This is a genomic window from Achromobacter sp. 1011791174 (assembly GCF_059760925.1).
Map to the genome: position 1 here is coordinate 88,113 of NZ_JCBANH010000003.1, position 26,531 is coordinate 114,643.

General features: G+C 69.2%; 27 protein-coding genes and 1 pseudogene. 13 read left to right on the forward strand and 15 right to left on the reverse strand.

The genetic code is table 11. The features are described 5' to 3' along the window. Positions 1–77 precede the first annotated feature (77 nt). Together AC6LJ5_RS02060 and AC6LJ5_RS02065 are read left to right on the forward strand one after the other, a co-directional pair. Positions 78–743: a hypothetical protein gene (locus AC6LJ5_RS02060; protein ID WP_498139717.1), complete on the forward strand. Its 666-nt coding sequence runs from the start codon at positions 78–80 to the stop codon at positions 741–743. Further along, positions 740–1,504, forward strand: coding sequence for a tetratricopeptide repeat protein (locus tag AC6LJ5_RS02065; protein ID WP_498139718.1), 765 nt, complete (start codon positions 740–742; stop codon positions 1,502–1,504). The genes AC6LJ5_RS02060 and AC6LJ5_RS02065 overlap by 4 nt, the downstream gene beginning before the upstream one ends. A 63-nt stretch (positions 1,505–1,567) precedes the next feature. On the opposite strand, the gene AC6LJ5_RS02070 is transcribed toward AC6LJ5_RS02065, so the two are convergent. The 4 genes from AC6LJ5_RS02070 to AC6LJ5_RS02085 form a co-directional block, all read right to left on the reverse strand. Beyond that, on the reverse strand, positions 1,568–2,896 hold the full coding sequence (locus AC6LJ5_RS02070; RefSeq protein ID WP_498139719.1) for an RNA polymerase sigma factor: 1,329 nt from the start codon (positions 2,894–2,896) through the stop codon (positions 1,568–1,570). Beyond that, positions 2,893–3,303, reverse strand: coding sequence for a VOC family protein (locus tag AC6LJ5_RS02075; RefSeq protein WP_103274718.1), 411 nt, complete (start codon positions 3,301–3,303; stop codon positions 2,893–2,895). Before AC6LJ5_RS02075 ends, AC6LJ5_RS02070 begins: the two co-directional genes overlap by 4 nt. A gap of 140 nt (positions 3,304–3,443) precedes the next feature. After that, a complete protein-coding gene (locus AC6LJ5_RS02080) occupies positions 3,444–3,860 on the reverse strand; it encodes a YciI family protein (RefSeq protein ID WP_392410764.1) in 417 nt (138 codons plus the stop codon). 185 nt (positions 3,861–4,045) lie between these two features. Further along, positions 4,046–5,035 (reverse strand): D-2-hydroxyacid dehydrogenase family protein, encoded by a 990-nt coding sequence (locus AC6LJ5_RS02085; protein ID WP_498139720.1) that lies wholly within the window; start codon positions 5,033–5,035, stop codon positions 4,046–4,048. 88 nt (positions 5,036–5,123) lie between these two features. On the opposite strand from AC6LJ5_RS02085, the gene AC6LJ5_RS02090 reads away from it, so the two are divergent. Then, positions 5,124–6,050: a LysR family transcriptional regulator gene (locus AC6LJ5_RS02090; RefSeq protein WP_498139721.1), complete on the forward strand. Its 927-nt coding sequence runs from the start codon at positions 5,124–5,126 to the stop codon at positions 6,048–6,050. Between the two features lie 76 nt (positions 6,051–6,126). On the opposite strand, the gene AC6LJ5_RS02095 is transcribed toward AC6LJ5_RS02090, so the two are convergent. The 4 genes and pseudogenes from AC6LJ5_RS02095 to AC6LJ5_RS02110 form a co-directional block, all read right to left on the reverse strand. Continuing rightward, complete coding sequence (locus AC6LJ5_RS02095) at positions 6,127–6,480, reverse strand: YciI family protein (protein WP_103274714.1); 354 nt, start codon at positions 6,478–6,480, stop codon at positions 6,127–6,129. A gap of 216 nt (positions 6,481–6,696) precedes the next feature. Further along, positions 6,697–7,494 (reverse strand): annotated as a pseudogene (locus AC6LJ5_RS02100) (OmpA/MotB family protein); the annotation flags it as partial. Continuing rightward, positions 7,491–8,357, reverse strand: coding sequence for a motility protein A (locus tag AC6LJ5_RS02105; RefSeq protein ID WP_103274712.1), 867 nt, complete (start codon positions 8,355–8,357; stop codon positions 7,491–7,493). The gene AC6LJ5_RS02105 and the pseudogene AC6LJ5_RS02100, both read right to left, overlap by 4 nt. Before the next feature lie 234 nt (positions 8,358–8,591). After that, positions 8,592–9,152: a GNAT family N-acetyltransferase gene (locus AC6LJ5_RS02110; RefSeq protein ID WP_103274711.1), complete on the reverse strand. Its 561-nt coding sequence runs from the start codon at positions 9,150–9,152 to the stop codon at positions 8,592–8,594. A gap of 157 nt (positions 9,153–9,309) precedes the next feature. Between AC6LJ5_RS02110 and AC6LJ5_RS02115 the strand changes: the two genes are divergently transcribed. Then, on the forward strand, positions 9,310–10,869 hold the full coding sequence (locus tag AC6LJ5_RS02115; RefSeq protein WP_498139722.1) for an NYN domain-containing protein: 1,560 nt from the start codon (positions 9,310–9,312) through the stop codon (positions 10,867–10,869). A 31-nt stretch (positions 10,870–10,900) separates the two neighbouring features. Here AC6LJ5_RS02115 and AC6LJ5_RS02120 read toward each other — a convergent pair whose 3' ends face one another. Next, positions 10,901–11,695 (reverse strand): AraC family transcriptional regulator, encoded by a 795-nt coding sequence (locus AC6LJ5_RS02120; protein WP_498139723.1) that lies wholly within the window; start codon positions 11,693–11,695, stop codon positions 10,901–10,903. 116 nt (positions 11,696–11,811) lie between these two features. On the opposite strand from AC6LJ5_RS02120, the gene AC6LJ5_RS02125 reads away from it, so the two are divergent. The 3 genes from AC6LJ5_RS02125 (at position 11,812) to AC6LJ5_RS02135 (ending at position 13,074) form a co-directional block, all read left to right on the forward strand. Next, positions 11,812–12,117 (forward strand): hypothetical protein, encoded by a 306-nt coding sequence (locus AC6LJ5_RS02125; protein WP_498139724.1) that lies wholly within the window; start codon positions 11,812–11,814, stop codon positions 12,115–12,117. Positions 12,118–12,256: 139 nt separating this feature from the next. After that, entirely contained in the window at positions 12,257–12,763 is a 507-nt protein-coding gene (locus AC6LJ5_RS02130) for a 2-thiouracil desulfurase family protein (RefSeq protein WP_392410769.1), read from the forward strand. Between the two features lie 2 nt (positions 12,764–12,765). Then, on the forward strand, positions 12,766–13,074 hold the full coding sequence (locus AC6LJ5_RS02135; protein WP_498139725.1) for a hypothetical protein: 309 nt from the start codon (positions 12,766–12,768) through the stop codon (positions 13,072–13,074). A 22-nt stretch (positions 13,075–13,096) separates the two neighbouring features. Here the strand turns inward: AC6LJ5_RS02135 and AC6LJ5_RS02140 are convergent, their stop codons facing one another. After that, complete coding sequence (locus AC6LJ5_RS02140) at positions 13,097–13,606, reverse strand: hypothetical protein (protein WP_498139726.1); 510 nt, start codon at positions 13,604–13,606, stop codon at positions 13,097–13,099. 119 nt (positions 13,607–13,725) lie between these two features. After that, positions 13,726–14,295, reverse strand: a complete 570-nt coding sequence (locus AC6LJ5_RS02145) for a carboxypeptidase regulatory-like domain-containing protein (protein WP_498139727.1) — start codon at positions 14,293–14,295, stop codon at positions 13,726–13,728. A gap of 64 nt (positions 14,296–14,359) precedes the next feature. Here AC6LJ5_RS02145 and AC6LJ5_RS02150 point away from each other — a divergent pair, with 64 nt between their 5' ends. Further along, a complete protein-coding gene (locus AC6LJ5_RS02150; RefSeq protein WP_498139728.1) occupies positions 14,360–14,917 on the forward strand; it encodes a TetR/AcrR family transcriptional regulator in 558 nt (185 codons plus the stop codon). 142 nt (positions 14,918–15,059) lie between these two features. Next, a complete protein-coding gene (locus AC6LJ5_RS02155) occupies positions 15,060–16,070 on the forward strand; it encodes an aldo/keto reductase (protein ID WP_498139729.1) in 1,011 nt (336 codons plus the stop codon). On the opposite strand, the gene AC6LJ5_RS02160 is transcribed toward AC6LJ5_RS02155, so the two are convergent. Further along, positions 15,991–17,346 carry an MFS transporter gene (locus AC6LJ5_RS02160; protein ID WP_392410774.1) on the reverse strand — a complete coding sequence of 452 codons (1,356 nt, stop codon included), beginning with the start codon at positions 17,344–17,346 and terminating at the stop codon, positions 15,991–15,993. The two genes, AC6LJ5_RS02155 and AC6LJ5_RS02160, sit on opposite strands and share 80 nt — an antisense overlap. An 85-nt stretch (positions 17,347–17,431) precedes the next feature. Further along, on the reverse strand, positions 17,432–19,111 hold the full coding sequence (locus AC6LJ5_RS02165) for a GMC family oxidoreductase (protein ID WP_498139730.1): 1,680 nt from the start codon (positions 19,109–19,111) through the stop codon (positions 17,432–17,434). Positions 19,112–19,304: 193 nt separating this feature from the next. Here AC6LJ5_RS02165 and AC6LJ5_RS02170 point away from each other — a divergent pair, with 193 nt between their 5' ends. Continuing rightward, complete coding sequence (locus AC6LJ5_RS02170) at positions 19,305–20,174, forward strand: IclR family transcriptional regulator (RefSeq protein ID WP_498139731.1); 870 nt, start codon at positions 19,305–19,307, stop codon at positions 20,172–20,174. A 19-nt stretch (positions 20,175–20,193) separates the two neighbouring features. Here the strand turns inward: AC6LJ5_RS02170 and AC6LJ5_RS02175 are convergent, their stop codons facing one another. Both AC6LJ5_RS02175 and AC6LJ5_RS02180 read right to left on the reverse strand, forming a co-directional pair. Next, positions 20,194–21,375: a low temperature requirement protein A gene (locus AC6LJ5_RS02175; protein ID WP_392410777.1), complete on the reverse strand. Its 1,182-nt coding sequence runs from the start codon at positions 21,373–21,375 to the stop codon at positions 20,194–20,196. Positions 21,376–21,491: 116 nt separating this feature from the next. After that, positions 21,492–22,940, reverse strand: coding sequence for an MFS transporter (locus AC6LJ5_RS02180; RefSeq protein ID WP_498139732.1), 1,449 nt, complete (start codon positions 22,938–22,940; stop codon positions 21,492–21,494). A 408-nt stretch (positions 22,941–23,348) separates the two neighbouring features. Here AC6LJ5_RS02180 and AC6LJ5_RS02185 point away from each other — a divergent pair, with 408 nt between their 5' ends. The 3 genes from AC6LJ5_RS02185 to AC6LJ5_RS02195 all read left to right on the forward strand — a co-directional run bounded on the left by AC6LJ5_RS02185 (position 23,349) and on the right by AC6LJ5_RS02195 (position 26,502). Further along, positions 23,349–24,251, forward strand: a complete 903-nt coding sequence (locus AC6LJ5_RS02185; RefSeq protein WP_103274698.1) for a nitrilase family protein — start codon at positions 23,349–23,351, stop codon at positions 24,249–24,251. Between the two features lie 71 nt (positions 24,252–24,322). Then, positions 24,323–25,504, forward strand: a complete 1,182-nt coding sequence (locus AC6LJ5_RS02190; RefSeq protein ID WP_498139733.1) for a substrate-binding protein — start codon at positions 24,323–24,325, stop codon at positions 25,502–25,504. A gap of 164 nt (positions 25,505–25,668) precedes the next feature. Continuing rightward, on the forward strand, positions 25,669–26,502 hold the full coding sequence (locus AC6LJ5_RS02195; RefSeq protein ID WP_103274696.1) for a branched-chain amino acid ABC transporter permease: 834 nt from the start codon (positions 25,669–25,671) through the stop codon (positions 26,500–26,502). Positions 26,503–26,531: the final 29 nt, after the last annotated feature.

Here is a 26,531-nt window from a genome sequence, read left to right on the forward strand (position 1 = left end):
CCCGATCAATACGGACTGTCAAGTGCCATGACAAAGCGAGCCTGTTCCATCTATTGACCATTCCCGCAGGAGATCCAGTGTCCAGTTTTCTTCGCACGTTGCTTGCCTCGAGTTTGATCCTTGCTGCCCCTTCCGTTTCGACGGCAGGCAGTCCGCCCGTGTCGGCAAACGAGGCGCTGCGCCTGTTTGCGAGATGCGACGCATCGCTTTTCAATGCGCTCAAGGAAAATCCGAATCTGTTCGGGGCTCCCGTTGAGGTGAAGTCCAGGGGGAAAGCGGCGACGATCGCGGTTGGCAACCCGCTATCCGACAAGGGGCGGGATCAGGTTTTCAAGGCACCGCTCGACATTGACGGGTTGCGCCTGATCGCCTGGCACGATGAAGTGTCCTATGACGAGGAACTCGGCGGCTTTCTGTTCTGGGGGTTCAAGGCGGAAGGCGATATCAACGCCGTGGCCAAGAAAATGAATGCGGTCCTGCCGGCTTCGGGAAAACTCGTGAATGCGGGCGACGTCTGGGTTCGCGCCGAAGTCCGCATGATTGGCGACCCGGCGGACGCCTGGCGACCGAACCGCGCTGGTAGCGGGACGGTGACTCCGAAGGGAAGCGTCGAGCGCGTACTCATGCTTGAGCGTGACGCCGATGGCCAGACCACTGTTCTTTGCACGCTCCAGGGATCGATTACGCCGCCGCTACTCCAGGCCCTGCGTCCCGATCTGACCATCGCCGAGTATCCGCAATGAAGCCGCGCATCTCAGCAACGTTGACCGCTGCCATCCTGGTTCTGCTTGCAGGCTGCGTCTCCACGCCGAAGACGGGTCTGGCGGATCGCTCGCCTGTGCGTGAGACGAGCGCTTGCCAGCAGACGGAAAACACGAAGTTCACCAAGGACGGTAAGGGCCTTGCCGATCCAGATCTGGTCATTCGGAATCTGTCCGCTTGTCTCCAAAGCTGGCCCGACGCGCCGAGGGGGTATCGGGCGGCGACGCTGCAAATGCGTGCCATCGGCTATGAGCAACTGAAGGATTATGCGCATGCCATTGCAGACCGCGAGGAGTCGTTGCGCTTGAAGCCGCCAAGCACGGGTTGGGACATTATCGACCTCGCAAGCAATTATCGGAGTATTGGGCAGTCTGAACGGGCGGTCGAACTGCTTCGGAAAATGCTCCAGGACAATTTGGGCCTCAGGGGCAAGGGCACGACCCCGGGCATGCCGAGCTATTATCATCTCGGCCGGGCGCTGGTCGAGCTGCAGCAGTGGTCGGGTGCCGCCGAGTCCTTTTCCGAAGGCATGCGCTACCAACAGGATTATGTGTGGGCATATGCCTATCGTGGTCTGGCCTATGACCGGATGGAGCAGCAGGCACTTGCGCAGGTCGACATCAACAAGGCACGCTCGTTGATCGGGGCGCTCAAACCGGACGCTCGTGAGGAAGCTCGCCAGACAATTAAGGAACCGCCATTTGCGGAATTGTTCGCAAAGTACCCTGAGCAAGGAAATTAGCGCGAGCCATGGACTTGGCCAGGTGCTATTGCAAGTTCATAGCACCTCCCAGGCACGCGCGCGTCAGGCCGGGCCGTCCCGCATCTGCGCCGCGCGGGCCAGCAGCATGTCGCGTTCGCGGGCGTTTCGGGTCATGCCGGCGGCGCGTTCGAAGGCCTCGCGCGCCTCGGCATGCCGGCCCAGCTTGGCCAGCAGGTCGCCGCGCACGCTGGGCAGCCAGTGGTAATTGGCCAGCGCGCCCTCGGCCTCCAGCGCGTCCACCAGGTCCAGCGCGGCCCGCGGGCCGAAGGCCATGCCGACCGCCACTGCCCGGTTCAGCTCCGCCACTGGCGAGGGCATGGCCTGGACCAGCGCGTCGTACAGCGCCACGATGCGCGGCCAGTCGGTGTCCTCGGCGCGACGGGCGCGGGCGTGGCAGGCCGCCAGCGCCGCTTGTAGCGCGTAAGGGCCGAGCGCGCCGCCCAGCGATTCGGCGCGCGCCAGCGCGGCCAGCCCGCGACGGATCAGCAGCGGATCCCAGCGGCCGCGGTCCTGGTCCATCAACAATACCGGCCGGCCCTGGGCGTCGGCGCGGGCGGCCAGGCGCGAGGCCTGCAGCTCCATCAGCGCGACCAGGCCGTGCGCCTCGCTGTCGCCGAGCGCCAATTGCGCCAGGATGCGGCCCAGGCGCAGCGCTTCGTCGCATAGCGCGGGCCGTGTCCAATTCTCGCCCGATGTGGCCGAATAGCCTTCGTTGAAGATCAGGTAGATCACTTCCAGCACCGAGGCCAGCCGCGCGGCGCGCTCGCCCGGGCCGGGCACTTCGAACGGCACGCGCGCGGCGGACAGGCTGCGCTTGGCGCGCACGATGCGTTGCGCGATGGTGGACTCGGAGGCCAGGAAGGCGCGCGCGATCTCGGCCGTCGACAGGCCGCCCAGCAGCCGCAGCGTCAGCGCCACGCGCGCCTCGGTGGACAGCAGCGGATGGCAGGCCGTGAAGATCAGCCGCAGCAGATCGTCGCCGATATCGTCCTGGCGCGCGGCGTCCAGCGCGTCGACGAAATCCGGTTCCACGTCGGCCTCCAGCGCCTGCAGCTCGTGGCCGATCTGCTCGTGCTTGCGGCTGTGCAGCGCGTCCAGCCGCAAGCGGTCGCGGGCGCGGTTCTTGGCGGTGGTCATGAGCCAGGCTCCGGGATTGTCGGGCACGCCGGACGCGGGCCAGCGTTCCAGCGCGGCGACCAGCGCGTCCTGCGCCAGCTCCTCGGCCAGGCCGACGTCGCGCACCAGCCGCGCCACGCCGGCGATGACGCTGGCGGCCTCGATCCGCCAGACCGCCTCGATGGCGCGGTGGGTGGCCAGCGCGGCCGGACTGTCCGGCGCGCCGGCGTCGGCCGAGGGCTTGTTGCCCCTCATGCCTGCGGCGGCACCGCGCCCGGCTCCATGTACACCAGTTCCCAGACATGGCCGTCCAGGTCCTCGAAGCCGTGCGAATACATGAAGCCGAGATCCTGCGGGCTGCGCGGCACCGCGCCGCCGGCGGCGCGCGCGCGGGCCACCAGCTCGTCGACATGGGCGCGGCTGTCGCAGGACAGCGCCACCAGCACCTCGGTGGATTGATGGGCGTCGGCCACCGGCTTGCCGGTGAAGGTCTTGAAGAAGTCCGTGACCAGCAGCATCACGAACAGATTCTCGCCCGCGACCAGGCAGGCGCCCTGGTCATTGGTGAACTGCGGATTGAACTCATAGCCCACGCTGCGGAAGAAGGCCTGCGATTTCTTCATGTCGCGGATCGGCAGGTTGACGAACATATGCTTGTGCATGGCAATTCCTGGTGTCTGATGTCGAAGGAAAAAACGGTATCCAATACGCCCAGCTCGCCCCGGACCGGGGTCGCACGGAGCCGGCTCCGCCGGGCCGTAGCGACGCCCCTGGGGGAGCGCGTAGCGCTCGGGGGGGGCTTCTACTGTTGTCCGTTGCCAGGAATGTCGCGGAACCGTTCGATGGCGGGGCTGGGCGCGAAATCCTCCAGCTCGTACAGCTGCCGCACCTCGACCGAGCAGGGCTGGCCGGGGAAGGGTGAGGGAAAGCGTAGCGCCCATTGCATGGCTTCCTCGCGCGAGCGGGCCTGGATCATGGTGTAGCCGGCGATCAGCTCCTTGGTTTCGGCGAAGGGGCCGTCCAGCACCTTGCGTTCGCCCTGGGCATCGTAGTGGACGCGCCAGCCCCTGGACGAGGGCAGCAGGCCGTTGGCGTCCAGCAGCACGCCGGCCTTGGACAAGGCCTCGTGGTAATTCACCATCGCGGCAAGCAGGCTTTCTTCGGGCATGCGGCCGGCTTCGCTGTCGGCGGTGGCGCGGACCATGATCATGAATCGCATTTCTGAGTCTCCGGGAGGGAAAGATCCAGGCCCGGATCCGGGCTTGGATCGGGGCTTGTACTGGCACGACGAACGGAGAGGATGCAGATCGACAGTCCGCTTGTATTCCTGGGGTAAACCCCTAGAAAAAAATCCCGCGACGGGTGTCGAGGGACGGGGCGATACGGGTTCAGGAGAACGGCGCGCTAGGCGCCGCCAGGCCTGGTCGCCAGCACTTCCGGATTGACCACATGGATCGGCTGGCCGGCGGCATAGGACACGATCTGGTCGAACACGTCGGAGAATTGGGTCTCGTATTCGTCCTCCGTGACATAGCCGATGTGCGGCGTGCAGATCACGTTGGGCAGGTTCAGGAGCGGATGCCGGGTGTCGCGCAGCGGCTCTTCCTCGTACACGTCCACCGCCGCCATGCCGGGCCGGCCGGCGCGCAGCGCCTGTTCCAGCGCGCCCGGCGCGATCAGGCCGGCGCGGCTGGTGTTGACCAGCAGAGCGCCGGGCTTCATGCGCGCCAGGTCATCGGCCGTGACGATGCCGCGCGTGTCCTTCACCAGTCGCATGTGCAGCGACAGCACGTCGCAGGCCTCGAAGAAGGCGGCCTTTCCCGGCGCCGTGTCCCAGCCCTCGTCGCGGGCGCGCTGGCGCGAGGCCTCGCGGGCCCAGACCAGCACCTTCATGCCGAAGGCCGCGCCGTAGCGCGCCACTTCCGCGCCGATCCGGCCATAGCCGTAGATGCCCAGGGTGCGCCCGCGCAGCGTGCGGCCCACGCCGATCTGCCAGTCGCCGGCCTGCAGCGCCTTCATCTGCTGCGGGATCTGGCGCATGGCGGCCAGCGCCAGCCCCCAGGTCAGCTCGGCGGCGGCATAGGACGGCGTGCCGGCGTGCTGGTTCGAGGACACGATGACGCCATGCGCGGTACAGGCGGCGATGTCGATATGCGGATAGACGCTGCGCTGGCTGATCAGCTTCAGGCGCGGCAGCTGGGCGATCAACGGCGCCAGGATCTGGGTGCGCTCGCGGATCAGCACCAGCGCGTCGGTGTCGCGCAGCCGCTCGGCCAGCGCGTCCGTGTCCTGCACGTGGTCGTTCCACACGGTGACCGCGTGGCCGTCCAGCTTGCGGAAACAGGGCAGGCCCCGCAGCGTGTCGAAGTAATCGTCGAGGATGGTGATGTTCATGTCGGTCTCCCTGGCTGTGCCGGCATTGTGGACGCGACGAGCGGCGCACGTAAAATGAAATTAATTGCCCGATTGATGCATTTTTCTCATGAAAATAGACGTGCTCGGCGTGCAGGCTTTCGTCGCGGTGGCGGACCACAAGAGCTTTCGCCGGGCGGCGGGCGAACTCAGCATCACCCAGACGGCGCTCAGCCGCCGCCTGCAGAACCTGGAGTCCTTCCTGGGCGTGCGGCTGGTCGAGCGCAGCACCCGCTCGGTGGCGTTGACGCCGCCAGGCGAGAGCTTCCTGCCGCAGGCGCGCCGGCTGCTGACCGACCTGGCCGCCGCGCTGACCGAGATCCGCGAAACCGGCAAGGCCAGGCGCGGCGACGTCACCATTGCCTGCGTGCCGACCATTGGCGTGCACTACCTGCCGCAGATCCTGCAGCGCTATAGCGCCGATCATCCGCAGAACCGCGTCAAGGTGCTGGATCACTCCTCGGCGGTGGTGGCCCAGGCGGTGCTGACGCGCGAGGCGGAGTTCGGCATCAACATCGCCGAGTCGCATCCGCCCTCGCTGGAAAGCGTGCCGCTGCTGCAGGACGATTTCGTGCTGATCTGCCGCGATGACCATCCGCTGGCGGGCCTTGAGGCGCTGCCTTGGAAGGCATTGGAAGGACACCGGCTGATCTTTCCCGGCGCCAGCAGCAACAACAGGCCCTTGCTGGACCATGCGCTGGCGGAAAGCCAGCTGGAGCTGTCAGCCTTCTACGAGGTGCAGCGCAGTTCGACGGCCGTCGGGCTGGTGGCGGCGGGCGCCGGCATCGCGGTGGCGCCCAGGCTGGCCTGGCAGGCGGGCTCGTATCCGGGCCTGCGCGTGGTGACGTTGCACACGCCGACGGTCAGGCGCACGTTTTCGTTGCTGAGCCGCAAGGGCGCTGTGCTGTCGCCGGCGGCGCAGGCGCTGCACGACCTGATCCTGAAGCATGGCCGGCAGGCGCCTGCCGGGTCGCGGCGCGTTGGCAAGGGCGGCTGAGGTTGCCAGAGGAGAAAGACGGGGGCGCGGCTACTGAGCAGGCTGGCGAGGCATTCATGGAGCGGTCGAAGCCGACTCAAAGAAAGCAGGGGCCCAGCTCGCGCACTTCCACGGTGGCCCAGGCGGCGGCCGGGCATTCGGCGGCCAGCGCCAGCGCTTCCTCGCGCGTGTCGCAATCCAGCAGGAAGAAGCCGCCGATCATTTCCTTGGCCTCGGCGAAGGGGCCGTCGACCACGCTGCGCTCGCCGTCGCGCACGCGCAGGCGCACGCCCTCGGCGTCGGATTTCAGCGATTCGGCGCGTTGCAGCAGGCCGCGCTCGTTCAGGCTTTCGGCATAGCGCAGCATGGCGCCATAGGCCTCGCGGCCTTGTTCGGGCGTGCGCTCGGCGCGTTGGCCGACCGGTTCGACGATCAGGAGCAGATAGGACATGGAGGGAGGTTCCTGGCGCAGGGCAGGCCGCCAGCTTAGCGCCGTTCGCGGCCGGCGGCGAGAGGCGCCGCCGCCCGCCGCCGCGCAGGACGTGGCCGGCGCGGGCGCCGGCGCGGCCTTGGGCGGCTGCGTGATGTCCATGATCAGCTCGACGCGGCGGTTGGCGGCGCGGCCGGCCGGCGTTTCGTTGCTCTCGATGGGTCGCGTTTCGGCATAGCCCACCGCGCGCAGGCGGCCGGCGGACACGCCGTCGCGCACCAGCTCGCGCAGCACGCTGGTGGCGCGGCTGCTGGACAGCTCCCAGTTCGAGGCGAACTGGCGGGTCTGGATCGGCACCGTGTCGCTGTGGCCCTCGACCGAGACCTGGTACTCGTTCTTGTTCAGGATCGCCGCCAGCCGCTTGATCACGTCCAGCCCGGCGGGGCTGAGCGTGGCCTGGCCCGAGGCGAACAGCAGCTCGTTGCTGATGCGAAAGCTCACCGATTGCTCGTTGACGATCACGTCCACCGATTTGCCCAGGTCGGCCAGTCCCAGCGACTCCTTGGACGGGGCCTTCAGCGGCGGGGCGGCCTCGGCGACGATCTCGCCGTCGCTTGCCGTGGCCGGCGCGGCCGCCTGGGCCGTGGCCTCGGGCGCGGCCCATTCGGGCGGAATGGCGACCTTGTCGAACTCGGAATATTCGCCGTCGTAGGCGGGCAGGCCGCTGGCGGCCAGCGAGCCGACCAGCTCGACCGGTTTGCTCTCGCCGGGGAAGCCGTGCAGGCGCGAGATGGCCAGCATCACCACCAGCATGGCCAGCAGCAGCGTGATCAGGTCCAGGTAGCTCAGCAGCCAGTTCTCGGAATCCTGCTCGACCGCCTCGTCCACGTGCCAGCGCGCGTAGCGGTCCTTGCCGCCGGCGCTCTTGCTCTGGCTCATGCGCCAGCCGCTGTTCTCGGCGGCCTTCTGCGCGCGCAGCTGGGCCTGGCGGGCCTGTTCGATCCGCTGCGCCAGGGAGGGAGAAATCAGGCTCATTGGCGCGCGGCGGCGGGGCGGGCGATGGACACGGGACGGGCGCCGGCCTTGACCTGGCCTTCGGTCCTGGCCGGCTGCGCGGCGGGGGCGCCGCCGTCATAGATCTCGTCCTCGACGTGCATGACGAAGGAATTGAGGGTCTCGCGCACGACGGCCGGGCCGCGCTTCTCGCACATCATGGCGATGCCTTGCAGCACCATGTTCATGGATTCGACGCGGCGGGCGGTGCGGCGCTCCAGCTTGACCGCGATGGGCTTGCACACCAGGTTGGCCAGCAGGATGCCGTAGAACGTGGTCATCAGGCCGATCGCCAGCTGCTGGCCGATGGTCTGCATGCTGCCGTCGCCCAGGATGGCCATCAGGTTGATCAGGCCCACCAGCGTGCCCAGCATGCCGAAGGCCGGGGCGAAGGTGGCCATGACGCGGAACATCTGCGCCTCGGCCTGTTCGCGCGCGCGCAGCCGCGCCACGCGCCATTGCAACAGCTCGATGATCTGGTCTTCCGGGGTGTTGTCGATGATGAGCTGCACGCCGGTGCGCAGGAAGGGGTTCGAGACCTTCTTCAGCTCCTGTTCGACCTTGTGCACGTCGGTGTTCATCCACAGCTGGGCCATGTTCACCAGCTCGTCGATGTCGCGCTGCTGGTCGTGCTGGTCGTTGCGGAACACGGTGCGCACCAGCTTGAACACGCGCACCACCTCGGACAGCGGGTAGGCGATGAAGAGCGCGGCGCAGGTGCCGCCCAGCACGATGGCCAGGCCCGGCAGATTGAAATACATGCCGGGGTTGGTGGCGGACAGCGCCACCACGATGATCAGGGTGAGCAGGCCGACGGCGGCCCCGATGACGGTAGACGGATTCATGGATCTGGCCCGAAGGGAAGGCGCTGCGCGGACGCAGCGCTGGATGCTGGGGCATTCTAGCCAGGGCGGGCCGCCTTCAATCGGCGGGAAAACGGGGCGAAAAGGGCGGTAAGCGGCGGCTTGGCGCGGGCGGCGGGGAGCAGGAGCGCCGTGAGCAAATCGGGGACGCATGGAGGGGCGCAATCGCCGGAGCCGCCCGCGCCGGCCGTCCGTTCGCAAGGCCAGCCCCTGGCGTCAGCGGTTGCGGCGCGCCAGCCACTCCTCGCGGCTGATTTCCCACAGCTCGCTCGGATGGCGGCCGCTGACATAGCCGCGTTCCTCGGTGCGCAGCAGCCGCATGCCGGATTTCTCGGAGATGCGGCGCGAGGCGGCGTTAGGCGCGGCTTTGGGCGCGCGCAGCAGCGGTTTGCCCAGCGTCTCGAACCAGTAGCCGGTCACGGCCTCGCAGGCCTCGCTCATGTAGCCCCGGCCCTGCCAGGCCGGCGCCAGCCAGAAGCCGCGATGATTGTCCGGCTCGTCGTCCATCAGGCTGATCACGCCGATCAGCGCCTCGGGCGCGGCCTGCTCGCGGATCGACCAATGCCACTGCTGGCCGCGCGCCATGGCGGGCAGGGCCAGGTTCTCGACGAAGTGGCGCGCGCCGTCGGGCGGATAGGGCCAGGGAATCTGGTCGGCCAGGTAGCGCACCACTTCCCATTGCGGAAACAGGCGCTGGATGGCGTCGGCGTCTTCGCGCGCCAGCGGGCGCAGGATCAGGCGGGGGGTGTGCAGGACGGGCAGGTCTGGGGCGGACATGGGACGGGGCGGGCGTGGCGCCGGGTGCGGCGTGTAATGGCGGGAATGCGACGGCGAGGGATAGCAGGCGGGAAAAGGGGGCGCGGCCAGGGGAAATGTATATCATGACGGCCTGAGCGACGCGTCCGCGCGGCCGTCGCGGCATTGGAGAAAGACTGTGAATACCCCCAACGAAAACGTCAGCATGGCGCTTTTCTGCGACTTCGAGAACGTGGCGCTGGGCGTGCGCGATACCCGCTACCAGAAGTTCGACATCCGGCCGGTGCTGGAACGCCTGCTGCTCAAGGGCAGCATCGTGGTCAAGAAGGCCTATTGCGACTGGGAGCGCTACAAGGAATTCAAGGCCCCCATGCACGAGGCCAATTTCGAGCTGATCGAAATCCCCCACGTGCGCCAGTCCGGCAAGAACTCCGCCGACATCCGCCTGGTGGTGGACGCGCTGGACCTTTGCTACACCAAGTCCCACGTCAATACCTTCGTGATCATCAGCGGTGATTCCGATTTCTCGCCGCTGGTGTCCAAGCTGCGCGAGAACGACAAGAAGGTGATCGGCGTGGGCGTCAAGCAGTCCACCTCCGACCTGCTGATCGCCAATTGCGACGAATTCATCTTCTATGACGACCTGGCCCGCGAAGGCCAGCGCGCCGCCGAGTCGCGCCGCGACAGCCGCGACAGCCGTGGCGCCGGCGGCGGCCAGCGCCGCACGCCGGAAGAGGAGCGCCGCCGCAAGGAAGAACAGGAAGCCCGCAAGACCCAGGCGGTCGAGCTGGTGGTCGAGACCTTCGACGCGCTCATGGCCGAGCGCGGCGACGGCGACAGGATCTGGGCTTCGGTGCTGAAGGACGCGCTCAAGCGGCGCAAGCCCGATTTCAACGAGTCCTACTACGGCTTCCGCGCCTTCGGCAACCTGCTGGAAGAGGCGCAGTCGCGCGGCTTCCTGGACGTGGGCCGCGAGGAAAAGTCGGGCACCTATGTGTACCGCGACAGCGCCCATGGCCGTCCGGCGCCGCGCCAGGGCGTGCGCGCCGCGGCCTTGCAGCCGGCGGATGAGGCCGTTGCCGCCGCCACGCAGGAAGCGTCCGCCGAACCGGCGCAAGGCGCCGCGCGGGGTTCGCGCGGCGGCCAGCAGGAGGGCGCCAAGGGCCGGTCGGGCCGCGATCGCAAGCGCGGCGGCCGCCGTGACGCCGAGCGTGCGCAGGATGATGGGGCGGCGGATGGCGACCGCGAACCGGCGCAGGACGCCGCGCGCGCGGCCACGCCCGTGTTGCCGTGGGAGGATGCTGAATCCTGGGAAGGCGAGCAGGCGCAAGCGGGAGACGAATCCCGCGCCAGCGCCGGCTTCGCGTCCACGCGGCCGTCGCAAGCCGCGCCGGACCTGCGTTCGGACGCCGCCGCGCATGCGCAGGACGACAGCCAGGCAACGCAGGATGGCTCGGCCGATGCCGACACGCCCGCCGCCGTCCAGGCGACCGCGAAACCGGCCGCCAAGCGTGCCGCCAAGACCCCGCGCCGCGCCGCCGGCCGGGGCAAGGCCGCCAAGACGGCGGGCGACACCATGGCCGCCGACGACGGCGCGACTGGCGACAAGGCCGGCGTTGCCGCGCCGGCGCCTGCCGCTACCGCCGACGCGCCGGCGCCGGACGAGGCCAAGCCCGCGCGCAAGACCGCCGCGCGTCCGCGTCGTCCGCGCAAGACGGCCGCGTCCTCGGACGCCTGAGTCCGGTCGCTGTGCCCGGCGCAAGGGTCGGCTACGCGCCGCCCGGCGCGTAGCGTCCCGGCGTCACGCCATGCTCGCGCTTGAACATGGCGATGAAGGCGCTGACGTTGTCATAGCCCAGGTCCAGCGCCACCGTGGTCACGGCGGCGCCCGCCGCCAGCATTTCCAGCGCCCGCATCAGGCGGGCGCGCTGCCGCCACGCGCTCAGCGTCAGGCCGGTCTCCGCCAGGAAATGCCGCGCCAGCGTGCGCGGCGCCATGCCGATCCAGTCGGCCCATTGGGCCAGCGTGCGGGTGTCGGCGGGATCGTCCGACAGGGCCAGCGCTAGCCGTTGCAATCGGGCTTCGGCGGGTAGCAGCAGGGCGTCGGCCGCTTGCGGTTGGTCGCGGATCTCGTCGCGGATCACTTCGACCACGCGCCGGCGCGGCGCGTCCCGCGCATCGCCGTCCCAGGAGGCCGCGCGCTCCACGGCGGCCAGCAGCAGGGCGGACGCCGCCAGTGCGCGCGGCGCCGACGGCAGGCCGGCGCAGGCCGCTGGGCTCAGGTAGACGCTGTAGCCCGAATATGGCCCGTGCGAGCGCAGCCCATGCGGCCAGCCTGGAGGAATCCACACCGCCTGAGAGGGCGGCGCGACCCATTGCCGGTCGCCGGCATAGACCGTGATCAGGCCCCGGCGCGCGCCCAGCAACTGGCCGCGCGCGTGGCGGTGCATGGCGGTGTCGCGCAGCTCGGCATCATCGCGTCGCACGGCGATGGCGCGCGGACCGCGCGGGGAACGCGCCAGGGCGGGATCGAGCAGGGGAGCGGGCGGAGTCGGCGTTGGCATGAGTGCGGTATCGAATGACCAGAATACGCCAGTCTTGCCGGCGCGACGCGCCTATCGTAGCGCCAGTGCCCGCAGCGCGCGCCATCACGGCGGCCCGGGCGCGGCAAGGAGCCGATATGAAAGCGCAAGACGTACTGCCCGATGACGTGAACCAGGGCGAATTCCAGGGCGTGATGGTGCGCAAGGGCACGGTGGGCGCGTTCCTGGCGAATGCGCGCGCCTGGTGCGACGCCGCCGCCACGCGGGAGCGCCGCGAGGCCGCCGGGCGCGACATTGCGGAGGCCTTGCCCGCCTTGCGCGCGCTGGGCCTGTTCGAGGTATTGCAGCTGCGTGATCCGGCGCTGCGGGCCTGGATCGAGGCGCATGAGGCGGATGAGGCGACCAAAGCGGTAGCGGCGCTGGCGCGGGAAGTGATCGCATAAGGGGGCGAGATGCCGGCTGGCGGCGATCGCGGGCGCGCACCCGTGGCGCGATGCATTAACCGCCCCTGATCTATCATCCAGGGTTTGCGGCGGGCGCGGGGCGTGGGCCCCGATGCCTGCCGCGGTTCCGGTGCCTTTCATGCAATACGTCCTGGTCAGTTCCTGTCTGCTGGGCAACCCCGTGCGCTACGACGGCCGCGGGGTGCCCGTCGATCATCCCGTGCTGGCGCGCTGGCGCGCCGAGGGCCGCATCGTATCCGTCTGTCCCGAGGTCGCCGGCGGCATGCCCATTCCCAGGCCGCCCGCCGAGATCGAGCCGGGGGCCGATGCCGCCGCCGTGCTGGCCGGCCGCGCCCGCGTGGTCGCGGTCAACGGCGAGGACGTCACCGCGCCCTTCGTGCAGGGCGCCGGCATGGCGCTGGACGCCGCGCGACGCCAGGGCATTCGCGTCGCCGTGCTCAAGCAGGGCAGTCCGTCCTGCGGCAGCGCCTATGTGTATGACGGCCGTTTCCAGGGACAGCGCCAGCCCGGCCAGGGCGTGACGGCCGCGCTGCTGCGCGAAGCGGGCTTGCAGGTGTTCAGCGAGCAGCAATGGGACGAGGCGCAGGCCTGCCTGCTGGCGCTGGAAGACGCCGGGGAACCCTGACCATGGGCGAGCTGCTGGTGGCCGTGGGGATCGGGGCCTGCGCCTGGCTGGCGTGGCGCTTCCTGGCGACCACGGCGGGCCGCCGGCGCGGCGTGGCGGCGGCAGGGGCCGGGGCGTGCCTGCTCCTGTCGGCCTTCTGCTTCTGGCTTTGGTACGACCTGTACCTGATACGCGACTTCAACGAGCTGGGCCGGGACTACGATCCGGTGGATCAGGTCGTCTATACGGACAGTGCCTTCGTGTGGATCGTGCCGGCGCTGCTGTTGCTGGCCGCCGGCGCGTGGCTGGCCTGGCGGGCCAGGCGGCGCTGAGGGCGGCCGCCCGGCCTGGCAGTCAGTTGGCGCGGTAGCCGCGGCTGTTCATGCAGGAATCCAGCGCGCGGTTGTAGGAGTCCACCATGACCTGCGTGGTCCATTGCGAGATGGTGGCCGGGTCGTAGCCGCTCTGGTTGATGGCCCAGCGCTGGCAATCGGTGGACGCGTTGGCCAGCGCATTGTCGGCGGGACTCTGCTGTTGATACTGCACCGGCGCGTACTGTTGCGGCGCGGCTGCGTAGACGGGCGCGGCATAGACAGGCGCCGAATAGACCGGCGCGGCATAAACCGGAGGGCTGGTGTAGGCCACGCCGGGCGCGTAGACGCCGGCCTGCGCGTAGCTCGGCTCCGAGTTGGCCGCCAGGTACAGCCCGGCGGCGGCCAGCGCCACCGCGCCGCCTATCCACCAGCCGCTGGCGCTGCCGCCGCGATAGTGATCGTGATGGTGATACCTGCCGGCGAAGGCTGGCGAACTTGCCAGGGCCAGTGCCAGCGCCGCGCTGACCAGTCGGCCTGAAAACCGCTTCATGATTCGTGCTCCCGAGTCGCCCAGGCCCGGCGATGCGCTGAGAACTGTGGCGATGACGCTACTTTACCGCCGCGGCGCGGAAATAGATGTGTCAATGGTTACCCGCATTTCAGCGGATTTCAGGACTTGGGCGGACGGTCCTTGCTCGCGCCCGGATCGTCGCAAGTTTGCGACGATCCGGGCGTCAGCGTGATCGTCGGCCGCGCGTTGAAGTCGTCCGACGACGTCAGCAGCGTGCGATAGGTCGCATAGCCCGGTTTCTCCACGCACCAGTTCCAGAAAAAGATCGTCCGGCCATGGATCATCAGCGATTCGGCACGCCATTCGCTGTGATTCTCGAATGAGGCGACGCCGTCCTCGCCGCTGCGCTGTTCATCGCGCCAGCGTTCCCGGCCATAGGGATAGGAGGAGGTGATCAGGATCACGCGGGCGTCCGCCAAGGGCCTGGACTGCTCGTCGATCACGGTGGCGCGGGCCTGCGGCTGCAGCGTCTTGTACGCCGGGTACGGAATGCAGCCGCCCAGCAACAAGGGCGCGGCCAGCAGGGCTGCGCGCAGCGAAAAAAATGGGAGACGGAACGGTCGACGCAACAGTCGATACATATTGGCGGTGTGGCAATACAGGGAAACAGTGGTCAAAAGAATACGAAGGTAGTATTTTCTCGCGACTAGCAAGGCAAGACCATTCATGAGTACGGCACGACCCCCATCTTTATCGCAAGACCCGCGCCTGACGAAAGGCGAACGCACCAGATTGCAGCTTTTGGAAGTGGCCGCGGCGGAATTCGCCGAACGCGGCTTCCAGCATACCCGGATCAGCGACATTGTCGCCCGCGCCGGCGTGACGCAGCCGGTCTTCTATCAATACTTCACCAGCAAGCAGGCGGCCTATGACGAACTCGTCGGCATGTTCGCCGAGCGCCTGCGCGGCATCATCGGCCAGGAGCGCGAGCCCGGCGCGCCGGGTTCGGGGCTGGACGAGCGCGTGCGCGCCAGCGTCGGCGGCCTGCTGGCCATCTTGCGCGAGAATCCCAACCTGACCCGCATCGGCTTCTTCCAGGCCGATTCGGCCGAGGATCTCAAGGACGAACTGGCGCGCATGATCGCGGCCAGGGTGCGCCTGGAGCAGCAGGCCGGCCTGTTCCGCGCCGAGGTTTCGGCCGAGCTGTTCGCGCATGCGCTGATGGGCATCATCGAACGTTTCGTGCGCCAGGCGCCGGGGCAGGAATCCTCGACGCTGTCGGGATTCATCTCGGACCTGCTGCTGGACGGCGCGCGCCGCCGCGCGGCGCCGGCGGGCATGCCCGCCTGACGCTCCGCCCGCACTGACGGATCCCTGAACGCAGGCATGGCGCGTGGCACGGCTTCGGCGCCGGCGCGTCCCATGGCGCGGGCTTCTGGCAATATGTGCCGTCCGGCGCAGACGCCGCCCGCAACGCCACAAGGGAACCGCCATGAATTACCGCAGACTGGGAAACAGCAATCTCCGCGTATCGCCGCTGTGCCTGGGCACCATGATGTTCGGCGAACAGACGCCGGACGACGAGGCCGCGCGCATCGTCGCGTCGGCGCGCGAACAGGGTGTGAATTTCATCGACACGGCCGATGTCTATAACGACGGTCGTTCCGAACAGGTGCTGGGCAGGCTGCTCAAGGGCCAGCGCCATGACTGGGTGCTGGCCAGCAAGATCGGCAACGCCATGGGCCAGGGCCCCAACCAGGCGCATTATTCGCGCCAGTGGCTGGTGCGCGGCGTCGAGGCCAGCCTGGCGCGGCTGGACACCGATTTCCTGGACATCCTGTACCTGCACCGCGACTACCACGAGGAAAACCTGGAAGAGGCCGTGTGGGCGCTGGGCGACCTGATCCGCGCCGGCAAGCTGCGCGGTTTCGGTCTGTCGAACTTCCGAGGCTGGCGCATCGCCGAGGTCATCCGGTTGTGCGCACAGCTGGGCGTGCCGCAGCCGGTGGTCTGCCAGCCGTACTACAACATGCTCAACCGTGGCCCCGAGGTCGAGATCCTGCCCGCCTGCGGCCACTATGGCCTGGGCGTGGTGCCGTACAGCCCGATCGCGCGCGGCGTGCTCACGGGCAAGTACCTGCCGGGCCAGGCCCCCGGGGCGGACACGCGCGCCGGTCGTGGCGACCGCCGCATCCTGGCCACCGAGTTCCGCGAGGAATCGCTGCGGATCGCGCAGCGGCTGGTCGAGCATGCCGCCGCGCGCGGGGTGCAGCCCGGCCCCTTCGCCACCGCCTGGGTGCTGGCCAATCCGCTGGTCAGCTCGGTGATCGCCGGCCCGCGCACGCTGGCGCAGATGCAGGACTACTACGCCGCGCTGGACCTGCGCATCACGCCCGAGGACGAGACGCTGGTGGACGATTGGGTCACGCCGGGTCACGCTTCCACCCACGGCTACAACGATCCCAACTATCCGTTCCACGGCCGGCCGGTCCCCCGCGCCTGACTCCGCCGCGTCCGATCAGCCATGCGCACAGCGCCGACACCAGGCCCGCGAACAGCACGTACAGGCAGATCAGCCAGGGCTGGCCGCCGCCGCTCTTGAGCAGGGCGGTGGCGATGATGGGCGTGATGCCCGAGGCGAAGATGCCGGAGAACTGATAGACGAAGGAGATGCCGGTGTAGCGCACCTTGGCGTCGAACAGCTCGCAGAACAGCGCGGCCTCCGGCCCGTAGACGGCGGCGTAGAAGATGCCGAAGGGCACGATGATGGCCAGCCACACCAGCATCACGCTGCCCTGGCTGTTGAGCATCAGCCAGAAGCCCGGAAAGGACGCCGCCGCCGTGATCAGCGAGCCCCAGAAGTAGACGCGCGTGCGGCCGATGCGGTCCGACAGCCGGCCGAAGAAGGGGATGAACACGCACATCACCAGCGCCGCCGCCATCACGCCGGTCAGCGCCTGCGTGCGCGTGATCTGCACGGTCTGGGTCAGGTACGAGATCGAGAAGACCCCGAACACATTGAAGAACACGCCGTCGATGTAGCGCGCGCCCATGCCCTTGAGCACATTGCCCGGATAGCGCCGCAGCATGTCGAAGAAGGGAATGCGGCTCTCGGCGTTGCGCGCCTTGACCTCGGAGAACTCGGGCGTCTCCTTGATGTTGAGCCGGATGTACATGCCCACCAGCACCATCGCGGCCGAGGCCAGGAAGGCGACGCGCCAGCCCCAGGCCATGAACTGCGCGTCGGTGAGCAGGGTGGACAGCAGCGCCACCGTGCCCGAGGCCAGGCACAGACCGATGGCCAGCCCGATCTGCGGCAGCGAGGCGTAGAAGCCTTTCTTCTCCGGCGGCGCGTACTCATAGGCCATCAGCACCGCGCCGCCCCATTCGCCGCCCAGCCCGATGCCCTGGAACACGCGCAAGAGCAGCAGCAGCACGGGCGCCCAGATGCCGATGCTGTCGTAGGTGGGCACCAGGCCAATCAGGAAGGTCGACACGCCCATGATCATCAGCGTCATCACCAGCATGCTCTTGCGGCCGATGCGGTCGCCGAAGTGGCCGAAGATCAGCCCGCCCAGCGGACGCGTGATGAAGCCGACCGCGAAGGTGGTGTAGGCCAGCATGGTCGACACCAGCGGGTCGTCCGTGGGGAAGTACAGCTTGTTGAACACGATGCCGGCGACGACGCCGTACAGGAAGAAGTCGTACCACTCGATGGTGGCGCCGATCAGCGAGGCGGTGACGACTCTGCGCACCGCCGCTACGTTCTGCTTGGCCATGTCTGCTCTCCTCTGGTGGATGGCCGGGCGGTCTGCGCCGCGCCTGGCCGTTGGGGGTGCTACGGTTGGACTGGCGGATGCCGCATCATCGGGCTGCCGTGGCGCCGGCCTCGCCCGTCCGCGTGCATGCCTCCAGCGAGGCGGCGCCTGGCGTCGCGGGCAGGGACTGTTCCTGCAATATGAATTCGGCCGCGCGCTCGGCCAGCATGATCACGGGCGCGTTCGTGTTGCCCGACACCAGCGTCGGCATGACCGAGCAGTCGACCACGCGCAGCCCGGCCACGCCGCGCACGCGCAGCCGCTCGTCCACCACCGCCAGCGGATCGTCGGCCGGCCCCATCTTGGCCGTGCCCGAAGGATGAAAGATGGTGGCGCCGTATTCGCGGCAGAAGTGCAGGATCTCGTCGTCGTCGCGCACCTCGGGGCCGGGCCGGAACTCGCGTTTCATCAGCCCGGCCAGCGGCTCGGCGGCCGCCAGCCGGCGCGCGTATTTGACCGCATCCACCGCCATGCGGCGGTCCAGCTCGGTGGACAGGTAGTTCGGCTGCATGGACGGGGCCTCGAAGGGATCGGCGCTGCGCAGCCGCACATGGCCGCGCGAGCTGGGCCGCAACTGGCACACCGAGTAGGTGCAGCCCGAGAACGGATGCACCTTGCCGCCGGCCATGTCGGCCGACAGCGTGGCGAAATGGAACTGCGTGTCCGGCGTGGCGCTGGCCGGATCCACGCGGCAGAACAGGCCGCCCTGGTTGATGCCGACCGCCAGCGGCCCGTCGCGGAACAGCAGCCATTGCAGGCCGATGCGCGCGCGTCCGGCCAGCGTGCGCAACTGGTCGTTGGTGGTGATGGGACGGCGGGTCTCGTAGATCAGCCGGATCTGCAGATGGTCCTGCAGGTTCTCGCCCACGCCCGGCAGGTCGCGCACCACGCCGATGCCGTGCTGGCGCAGCAGCGCCGCCGGCCCGACCCCGGACAGCTGCAGCAGCTGCGGCGATTGCAGCGCGCCGGCGCACAGCAGCACCTCGCGCCGGGCTCGCAGCGTGCGCACCTCGCCGTCGACGCGGTAGCGCACGCCGCAGGCGCGGCGGCCCTCGAACAGCACGGCCATGGCGTGGGCGCCGGTCTGCACGCGCAGGTTGGGCCGGCCCTCGGCCGGACGCAGGTAGGCCACGGCGGTGGAGCAGCGCCGGCCGTGGCGCGTGGTGAGCTGGTAATAGCCCGCGCCTTCCTGTTCGCCGGTGTTGAAGTCGCGCACGCGCGGCACGCCCAGGCCGGCGGCGGCCTCGATCATGGCCTCGACCAGCGGATGCGGCGTCTTGATCGAGGTGGCGCTCAGCGGGCCGCCCACGCCGCGCGTCGGGCTCTCGCCCAGGTCGTTGTCCTCCAGCCGGCGGAAGTAGGGCAGGCAGTCTTCCCAGCGCCAGCCGGGATTGCCGGCGGCGGCCCAGGCGTCGTAGTCGGCGCGCTGGCCCCGGATATAGATCAGGCCATTGATGGCGCTGGAGCCGCCCAGCGTGCGGCCGCGCGGCCAGTAGATGCGGCGGCCCAGCATGTTGGGATCGGGATCGGTGTAGTAGCCCCAGTTCACTTCCTTGTGGAACATGGTCTTGCCGTAGCCGATGGGGATGTGTATCCACGGATAGCGGTCGCGCGGACCGGCCTCCAGCAGGCAGACGGCATGCGCGCCGTCCTCGCTCAGCCGGTTGGCCAGCACGCATCCGGCCGAACCGGCGCCCACCACGATGTAGTCCACTGTGTCCGACATGCCGCCTGTCTCCCTGGCGCCCGGGCCTGCGCAAGCGCGCGTCCGTCACGACGCGTTTTTTCCTGCTTGCCGGGGCCGGGGGCGCTTATATACTGGCCGGGTTCCTCGCGGCGCGAGCACGGCCCGCGAGGCTTGAGGCGATTCTAGGAAGCGCGCGCGCCGGGCCAAGCGCAATCGGCGCGCGGGGCGGGAAATGGAACAGAACATGGGGCTTCGGTTTCAAAATCGCAGTGCAGCATCGCGGGACGGCGCCGATGGCGGCATCCAGGACGGCCGGGACGAGGACGCCGGGTCGCGGCTGGAGGAGGCGCGCAGCCTGCGCGCCCTGCATGTGCTGGACCATCTGGCCCGGGCCCAGCATCCGCCCACGCTGGCCCAGCTGGCGCAGCGTCTGGCCATGCCCAAGACCACCCTGATGCGGCTGCTGGCCGCGATGCAGCGCGCCGGCTTCGTCGCCGCCACGCCGGTCGAGCGCGGCTACGTGCCGGGGCCGCAGGCCGGCGCGCTGGCGCTGGCCACGCTGCGCGCCTCGGCCTACACGCGCGCCTGCCGCGCGGTGCTGGCGCAGCTGGCCGGCACGCTGGGAGAGACCTGCAACCTGACCGCGCCGGACGGCGACCGCGTCATCTACATGGAGCGCGTCGAAACCGCCGAGCCGTTGCGGCTGATCTTCGCGGTGGGCAGCCACGTGCCCATGCACTGCACCGCCAGCGGCAAGCTGTTCCTGGCCTCGATGAGCCGGCTGGAACGCGCGCGCGTGGTGGCTCGGCTGCCGCTCACGCGCAACACGCCGCGCACGCTGACCCGGCCCGAGCAGCTGGAGGAAGAGCTGGAGCGCCTGGCCGCGCGCGGCATCGGCATCGACAACGAGGAGTTCGTGCGCGGCATGAGCGCGGTGGCGGTACCGGTGCGCGACGAGGAAGATCGCGTGGTGGCGGCCGTGGCCTGCCATGCGCCGACGGCGCGGGTGATGCTGGACGATCTGCTGCGCGCCGTGCCGGTGATGCAGCGGGCGGCCGAGGCCATGCGCGAGGTGTTCTCGCAGCGGCCGGCGGCCGGCTGATCGGGGCGCGCGCCCCGGCTCAGTGCGGGGCGGCGGCGCGAGCCTTGCGCCGCGCCACGCTTTCCCAGGCCGCCACCAGGATCATGATCAGCGTGGTCAGGCCGCCCACCATCAGGTTGTCGGTGACGAAGGCGATGGGCGCCAGCACGGCCAGCAGCAACAGGCCGACCACGTGCGACAAGGGGAAGCGGCCGTAGACCACGGTCTTGTAGATGCCGTTGCCGGCGAGGTATAGCGCCGGGCCGCCGATCAGCGCGGCGGCGGCCGGCATGGTGTTGCGGCCGTCCGGATGCAGGATGACCAGTTCGTTGGCCACGGCCGAGACGATCACGCCGGCGATCAGGATTACGTGCACGTAGTGGAACCAGGCGCCGATGCGGCCCGGATCGTCCGAATGCACGATGGCCTCGGTGCCGTCATGGCTGCTGGTGTCGAAGTACACCCACCACATCGCGGCGGTGCCGAGGAAGGCGGCCAGCAGCGCGATCAGCGCCGGCGCGTGCCAGTTGTCCAGGCCAGCCAGCGTGGCGCCGGTGATCAGCAGGGTCTCGCCCAGCGCCACGATGACGAAGAGCTGGCAGCGCTCGGCCAGGTGGCCGCCCTCGATGGTCCATTCGCGCGTGGCGGAACGGCCCAGGCCGGGGAAGCGGAAGCCGATCATGGGCGACAGGTATTCGCAGGCCACCGCCAGCGCCCACAGCGCCAGCCGCGTGTCGTCCTGAGACAGGCCGCCGGCGATCCACAGGACCGCCGACACGCACAGCCAGGCCAGCATGCGGCGAAAGTTGGGCGAGAGCGGATGCGACGGCCCCAGGTGCAGCACGATGAACAGCGTGCGGCCCACCTGGATCACCACGTAGCTGATGGCGAACACCAGCCCGGTGGCGCCGAAGGCGCCGGGCAGGGCGGCGCCCGAGACCAGGCCGGCGAGCATCACGGCGAACAGCATCACGCGCATGGGCACGGCGTCGGGATCGAACCAGTTCGTGACCCAGCAGGTGTACTGCCAGCCCAGCCAGACGGCGAACCACAAGACCAGCGCGTGCAGCGCGCCCATCAGGGTCAGGTCGTGCAGCAGGCTGTGGGAGATCTGGGTGACCGCGAAGACGTACACCAGATCGAAGAACAGCTCGACGAAGGTGACGCGGGCTTCGTGGCCGTCGCGGCGGCGCAGCAGGTTGGCGCTTGCGAGAAAGGTCATGAGGAGGCTGCCTGGCTGTGGTGGCGCAGCCAGATTAGCGCAAGCCTGTCCGCGCCGGACCGTCAAGCTCTGCAAAGTCCGGCCGGGCGTGGCGGCGACGCCACGCCCGCCTCGCCTTAGTGCATGGGCGGCGTGTCGCCGGCCGGCCGCGCCAGCTCATGGTTGCGCGTGCGCACCAGCGCGGCGCTGAGCAGCGCCGCGCCCCCGGCGCGGAGGGCGCCGGCCAGAAAGGTAGCCTGGTAGCCGCCGTTCAATGCGGCCTGCGGGGCGGCCCCGGCCGCCGCCAGTCCGGCGCTGCGCGCGGCGGCCAGGCTGGCCAGCGCCGCCAGTCCCAGCGCGCCGCCCATCATGAAGGCGGTGTTGACCAGGCCCGAGGCCAGGCCGGAGCGCGACGGCTCGACGTCGCTCATGGCGGCCAGCAGCATGGGATTGAAGGCCACGCCCGCGCCCAGCCCCAGCAGCACCATCGCAGGCAGCACGTCGAGCGTGAAGCTGCCGTCGATGGGCGCGCGCGCGAACAGCGCCAGCCCCAGGGCCGCCAGCGCCAGCCCCCAGGCCAGCGGCCCGCGGATGCCGAAGCGCATCACCAGCTTGGCCGACAGGCCCAGCGAGAACACCGCCATGATCAGGTTGCCGGGCAGGAAGGCCAGGCCCACCTGCATGGCGTCATAGCCCAGCACGCGCTGCATGTAGAGCGCCGACACGAAGAACCACGCGAACATCGCGGCGGCCCACAGCACCGCCACGACGTTGGCGGTGGCCAGGTTGCGCAGGCGGAACATGGACAGCGGCATCAGCGGGTCGGACGAGCGCGCCTCGATCGCCAGGAACAGCGCCATCAACAGCGCCGCCGCGCCCAGCAGCGACAGCGACTGCGCCGAGGTCCAGCCGGCCTCGTTGCCGTTGACCACCGCATAGACCGCCAGCAGCAGCGAGGCCGTCACGGTCAGCGCGCCGCCCGCGTCCAGCCGGGTGCCGGCCGGAGCGGGCCGGGACGCCGGCAGCAGCCGCAGGCACAGCGCGTAGACCAGCACGCCGATCGGGATGTTGACCAGGAAGATCCAGTGCCAGCTCAGCGCGCTGGTCAGGAGGCCGCCCAGCAGCACGCCGATGCTGCCGCCGCCGGCGCAGACGAAGCCGTACACGCCCATGGCGCGGGCGCGTTCGCCCGGCTCGGTGAAGAGGTTCATGATCAGCGACAGCGACACCGCCGAGACCACGGCGCCGCCCAGGCCTTGCGCGGCGCGCGCGACGATCAGCAGCGTTTGCCCCTGGGCCAGTCCACAGGCCAGCGACGCGGCGGTGAACAGCGTCAGGCCGGCCAGGAACATGCGGCGCGAGCCGTACAGGTCGCCCAGCCGTCCGCCCAGCAGCAGGAAGCCGCCGAAGGTCAGCATGTAGGCGTTGACCACCCAGACCAGCGCGGTCTCGGTGAATTGCAGGTCTTCGCGGATCGAGGGCAGGGCGACGTTGACGATGGTGGTGTCCAGGACGATCATCAACACGCCCAGGCAGAGCACCATCAGCGCCCACCATCGTTGCTTGCCATGCAGGTCATGCGTCATCGATTGTTGCTCCCGGGGGCCGAAGGACACCGGAAGCCGTCGCGCATGAGCCCCTTGCGTGCGCGATCGTCCAGGCGCGGCGCGCGGGCAAGGCGCGGTCCGCGGAATTTTCCGGAGCGCGATAGTAACGCCGGCGATGCCGGTAGTGGTGTCATTTCGAGACGATTTGTCCGGGAAATCTCTTATTGCCACGCCGCCGCCGGCCTTTCTATCATGCGAGCCAAGGTCAGCTTCGACCGCGGCGCGCACGGCGCGCCGGCAGTGGCGGTACCCGCGGCAATGATTGCCGCCTGAATTCACCTTCTGGCTATGAAAGCCCCCGATATGCACGCAACGCGTGGTCGGGGGCTTTTTGTTTTCGTCGTCGGATCGTGCGTCGCGTTCTGTTCCAGAAATGAAGGAGATGGCATGCAAGAGTCTTCCCCGCAGCATCCGCCCGCCGCCGATTTGCGGATCGCCTGCGTGCAGATGGCCCCGGCGATGGGCGAGGTCGCCGCCAACGTGGCGCGCGCCGGGGCGCTGGTCGAACAGGCCGCCGCCCAGGGCGCGCGGCTGGTGGTGCTGCCCGAGCTGGCCAATACCGGTTACATGTTCGAAAGCCGCGAGGAAGCCTACGCGCTGGCCGAGACAGTGCCGGACGGCCCCAGCGCGCGCGCCTGGATCGCGCTGGCGCAACGGCTGGGCATCCATCTGGTGGCCGGCATCGCCGAGCGCGACGGCGGCCGGCTCTACAACTCTGCGCTGGTCGCCGGCCCGCAAGGCTATCTGGGCACCTACCGCAAGCTGCACCTGTGGGGCGACGAGAACCTGTATTTCGAACCGGGCGACCTGGGCCTGCCGGTGTTCCACACCGAGTTCGGCCGGCTGGGCGTGGCCATCTGCTACGACGGCTGGTTCCCCGAGGTCTACCGGCTGCTGGCGATGCGCGGCGCGGACATCGTGGCCGTGCCCACCAACTGGGTGCCGATGCCGGGGCAGACGCCTGACGGCCCGGCGATGGCGCACGCGCTGGCGATCGCCGGCGCTCACAGCAACGGCCTGACCGTGGCCTGCGCCGACCGCGTGGGCATCGAGCGCGGCCAGCCCTTCGTCGGCCGCAGCCTGATCGTGGGCGCGCAGGGCTGGACGGTGGCGGGGCCGGCCAGCCACGACCGGGAAGAGATCCTGGTCGCGGCGGTGGACCTGAAGGCCGCGCGCCGCGCGCGCCAGCTCAACGCCTTCAACCACGTGCTGCGCGACCGGCGCCGCGACGTGTACGACGAAATGCTTGGCGCCGGCCCATCGCCGGCGGCGGACAGGACCGTGACCTGAATAGCGAATCCAGCAGCGAACCCGCAGCACATCCGAACGGCGGACCACCGCCGGCCCCCAAGGAGAAAACCATGAGCATTTCGCAACGCCGTCTTCCGTATTGCAGCTTCCTGCTGCGCCTGTCGGTGGTCGCCCTGCTGGGCGCGTCCGCGTCCGCGCAGGCCGCCGAACCCTTGCGCATCGGCGTGCCGGTGGGCCTGTCCGGCGCCAACAGCGTGATCGCGCCGGCCGTGGTGCAGGCCTCGCAGCTGGCCGCCGACGAGATCAACGCCGCCGGCGGCATCCTGGGCCGCCAGGTGGTGCTGGAGATCGCCGACGACGCCTCGTCGGCGGTGGGTGCGCAAAAGGCCTACGACACGCTGGTGTTCCAGAAGAAAGTGGACGCCGTGATCGCCATGGAAACCAGCGCGGCGCGCAACGCCGCGCTGCCCATCATCAACCGGGGCAAGATCCCGTACATCTACAGCTCGTTCTACGAAGGCCGTTCCTGCAACCGCTGGATGCACGTCAACGGCTGGGTGCCGGAGCAGCAGGTCGCGCCCATCGTCGACCACTTCATGAAGGAGCGCGGCGTCAAGACCTTCTTCCTGGTCGGCAGCGACTACGCCTTTGGCCGGGGCATGCTCAAGTTCACCCGCGAGTACATCGAGAAGCAGGGTGGCAAGGTGGTGGGCGAGGAATACCTGCCCATGGACGGCACCGACTGGACGCCCATCGTCTCCAAGATCCGCTCGGCCCAGCCCGGCGCGCTGATCAGCTCCACCGCGGGCGGCAGTCCCAACGTGGGCCTGGCCAAGCAGATCCGCGCGGCCGGACTGTCCATGCCCTATGGCAACCTGGCCATCGACGAAGGCACGGCCAGGACCATGGGCGACACGGCGGCGGGCATGTACATGTCGGCGTCCTACCTGACCAGCATCGACAACGCGCAGAACCACAAATTCCTGGCCGCGCTGAAAGCCAAGTTCGGCGACCAGGCCAAGACCGCCAATGACCTGTCCGAGCCGCAGTACGAGGGGTTCTACCTGTACAAGGCTGCGGTGGAAAAGGCCGGCGGCATGGATGCGCAGAAGATCGTGGCGGCGCTGAGCCAGGTGTCCTTCGACGGTCCGCGCGGGGTGGTGAAGATGGACCGCCAGCGCCATGCCGCGCTGACCATGCGGCTGGGTCAGGTGCAGCAGGACGGGTCCATCAAGATCCTGCAGACCTTCGAGAACGTCGACCCTGGCGCCCAGTGTCCGGATCTTAAGTGAGGTGAGGCCCACCCCCGAAGCGCCACGCGCTCCCCCTCGAAAGGGGACGCCGCCACGGACCGGCGAAGCCGGCTCCGTGCGGCCCCGCCAGGCGTATTGCCGGGGCGCGGCAAACTGTGTTGGATGCGTGCCGCCCGCCAGTCGGGCGGCCGCCGGAGAAGACGATGGGATTGTTGCTGGACATCCTGAGCACTGCGGCCATGCTGTTCATCGTGACCGCCGGGCTGATGATCATTTTCGGGGTGATGAAGATCGTGAACTTCGCCCATGGCGCCATCATCACGCTGGGCAGCTACGCCAGCCTGGTGGTGACGCAGCTGGGGTTGAACCCCTGGCTGGCGCTGCCGGCCGCGCTGGCGGCGGGCGTGGCCACCGGATTGCTGGTCGAGCGGCTGATCGTGCAGCCGCTGTACAAACGGCCGCTGGACGCCATTCTGGCGACCTGGGGTCTGGGCATCGTGATCGGCCAGCTCATCACCATGGCCTTCGGCCGCGAGGTGCAGTTCGTCGATTCGCCGGTGCAGGGCGCGGCGAGCTTGCTGGGCACGGAGTACTCGGCCTACCGGCTGTTCCTGATCCCGGCGGCGTTGCTGCTGTACCTGCTGCTGACGCTGCTGCTGAACCGCACGCGCTTTGGCGTGCGCACGCGCGCCGTCATCATGAACGAGAACCTGGCGCGCGGGCTGGGCATCCAGGCCGAGCGCATCCGCCTGGCGACTTTCGGCCTGGGCGCGGGCCTGGGCGCGCTGGCCGGCGCGCTGATCACGCCGCTGTCCAGCGTCGATCCGAACATGGGCCTGCCCTGGCTGGTCAGCGCCTTCATGCTGGTGATGGTGTCCGGCCATTCGATCGGCGCGCTGCTGCTGACCTGCCTGGTGTACGGCGCCTGCCAGGTGCTGGTGAGCGTGTACCTCAGCCCGATCCTGGGCGGCGTCACGATCGCCGTGCTGGCGGCGCTGACGCTGCGCATCCGTCCGCAGGGCTTTTCCCATGACTGACGCGGTAGTGGCGCGCGCCACGGAGAATT

Coding starts and splice junctions, on each gene's coding strand:
- AC6LJ5_RS02090 (WP_498139721.1), top strand. CDS start 5,124: ATGAAAATAGACGTGCTCGGCGTGCAGGCTTTCGTCGCGGTGGCGGAC.
- AC6LJ5_RS02145 (WP_498139727.1), bottom strand. CDS start 14,295: ATGAATGGTCTTGCCTTGCTAGTCGCGAGAAAATACTACCTTCGTATT.
- AC6LJ5_RS02175 (WP_392410777.1), bottom strand. CDS start 21,375: ATGACCTTTCTCGCAAGCGCCAACCTGCTGCGCCGCCGCGACGGCCAC.
- AC6LJ5_RS02120 (WP_498139723.1), bottom strand. CDS start 11,695: ATGCCAACGCCGACTCCGCCCGCTCCCCTGCTCGATCCCGCCCTGGCG.
- AC6LJ5_RS02110 (WP_103274711.1), bottom strand. CDS start 9,152: ATGTCCGCCCCAGACCTGCCCGTCCTGCACACCCCCCGCCTGATCCTG.
- AC6LJ5_RS02165 (WP_498139730.1), bottom strand. CDS start 19,111: ATGTCGGACACAGTGGACTACATCGTGGTGGGCGCCGGTTCGGCCGGA.
- AC6LJ5_RS02170 (WP_498139731.1), top strand. CDS start 19,305: ATGGAACAGAACATGGGGCTTCGGTTTCAAAATCGCAGTGCAGCATCG.
- AC6LJ5_RS02155 (WP_498139729.1), top strand. CDS start 15,060: ATGAATTACCGCAGACTGGGAAACAGCAATCTCCGCGTATCGCCGCTG.
- AC6LJ5_RS02085 (WP_498139720.1), bottom strand. CDS start 5,035: ATGAACATCACCATCCTCGACGATTACTTCGACACGCTGCGGGGCCTG.
- AC6LJ5_RS02105 (WP_103274712.1), bottom strand. CDS start 8,357: ATGAATCCGTCTACCGTCATCGGGGCCGCCGTCGGCCTGCTCACCCTG.
- AC6LJ5_RS02130 (WP_392410769.1), top strand. CDS start 12,257: ATGCAATACGTCCTGGTCAGTTCCTGTCTGCTGGGCAACCCCGTGCGC.
- AC6LJ5_RS02065 (WP_498139718.1), top strand. CDS start 740: ATGAAGCCGCGCATCTCAGCAACGTTGACCGCTGCCATCCTGGTTCTG.
- AC6LJ5_RS02180 (WP_498139732.1), bottom strand. CDS start 22,940: ATGACGCATGACCTGCATGGCAAGCAACGATGGTGGGCGCTGATGGTG.
- AC6LJ5_RS02075 (WP_103274718.1), bottom strand. CDS start 3,303: ATGCACAAGCATATGTTCGTCAACCTGCCGATCCGCGACATGAAGAAA.
- AC6LJ5_RS02135 (WP_498139725.1), top strand. CDS start 12,766: ATGGGCGAGCTGCTGGTGGCCGTGGGGATCGGGGCCTGCGCCTGGCTG.
- AC6LJ5_RS02185 (WP_103274698.1), top strand. CDS start 23,349: ATGCAAGAGTCTTCCCCGCAGCATCCGCCCGCCGCCGATTTGCGGATC.
- AC6LJ5_RS02190 (WP_498139733.1), top strand. CDS start 24,323: ATGAGCATTTCGCAACGCCGTCTTCCGTATTGCAGCTTCCTGCTGCGC.
- AC6LJ5_RS02095 (WP_103274714.1), bottom strand. CDS start 6,480: ATGTCCTATCTGCTCCTGATCGTCGAACCGGTCGGCCAACGCGCCGAG.
- AC6LJ5_RS02140 (WP_498139726.1), bottom strand. CDS start 13,606: ATGAAGCGGTTTTCAGGCCGACTGGTCAGCGCGGCGCTGGCACTGGCC.
- AC6LJ5_RS02080 (WP_392410764.1), bottom strand. CDS start 3,860: ATGCGATTCATGATCATGGTCCGCGCCACCGCCGACAGCGAAGCCGGC.
- AC6LJ5_RS02125 (WP_498139724.1), top strand. CDS start 11,812: ATGAAAGCGCAAGACGTACTGCCCGATGACGTGAACCAGGGCGAATTC.
- AC6LJ5_RS02070 (WP_498139719.1), bottom strand. CDS start 2,896: ATGAGGGGCAACAAGCCCTCGGCCGACGCCGGCGCGCCGGACAGTCCG.
- AC6LJ5_RS02195 (WP_103274696.1), top strand. CDS start 25,669: ATGGGATTGTTGCTGGACATCCTGAGCACTGCGGCCATGCTGTTCATC.
- AC6LJ5_RS02160 (WP_392410774.1), bottom strand. CDS start 17,346: ATGGCCAAGCAGAACGTAGCGGCGGTGCGCAGAGTCGTCACCGCCTCG.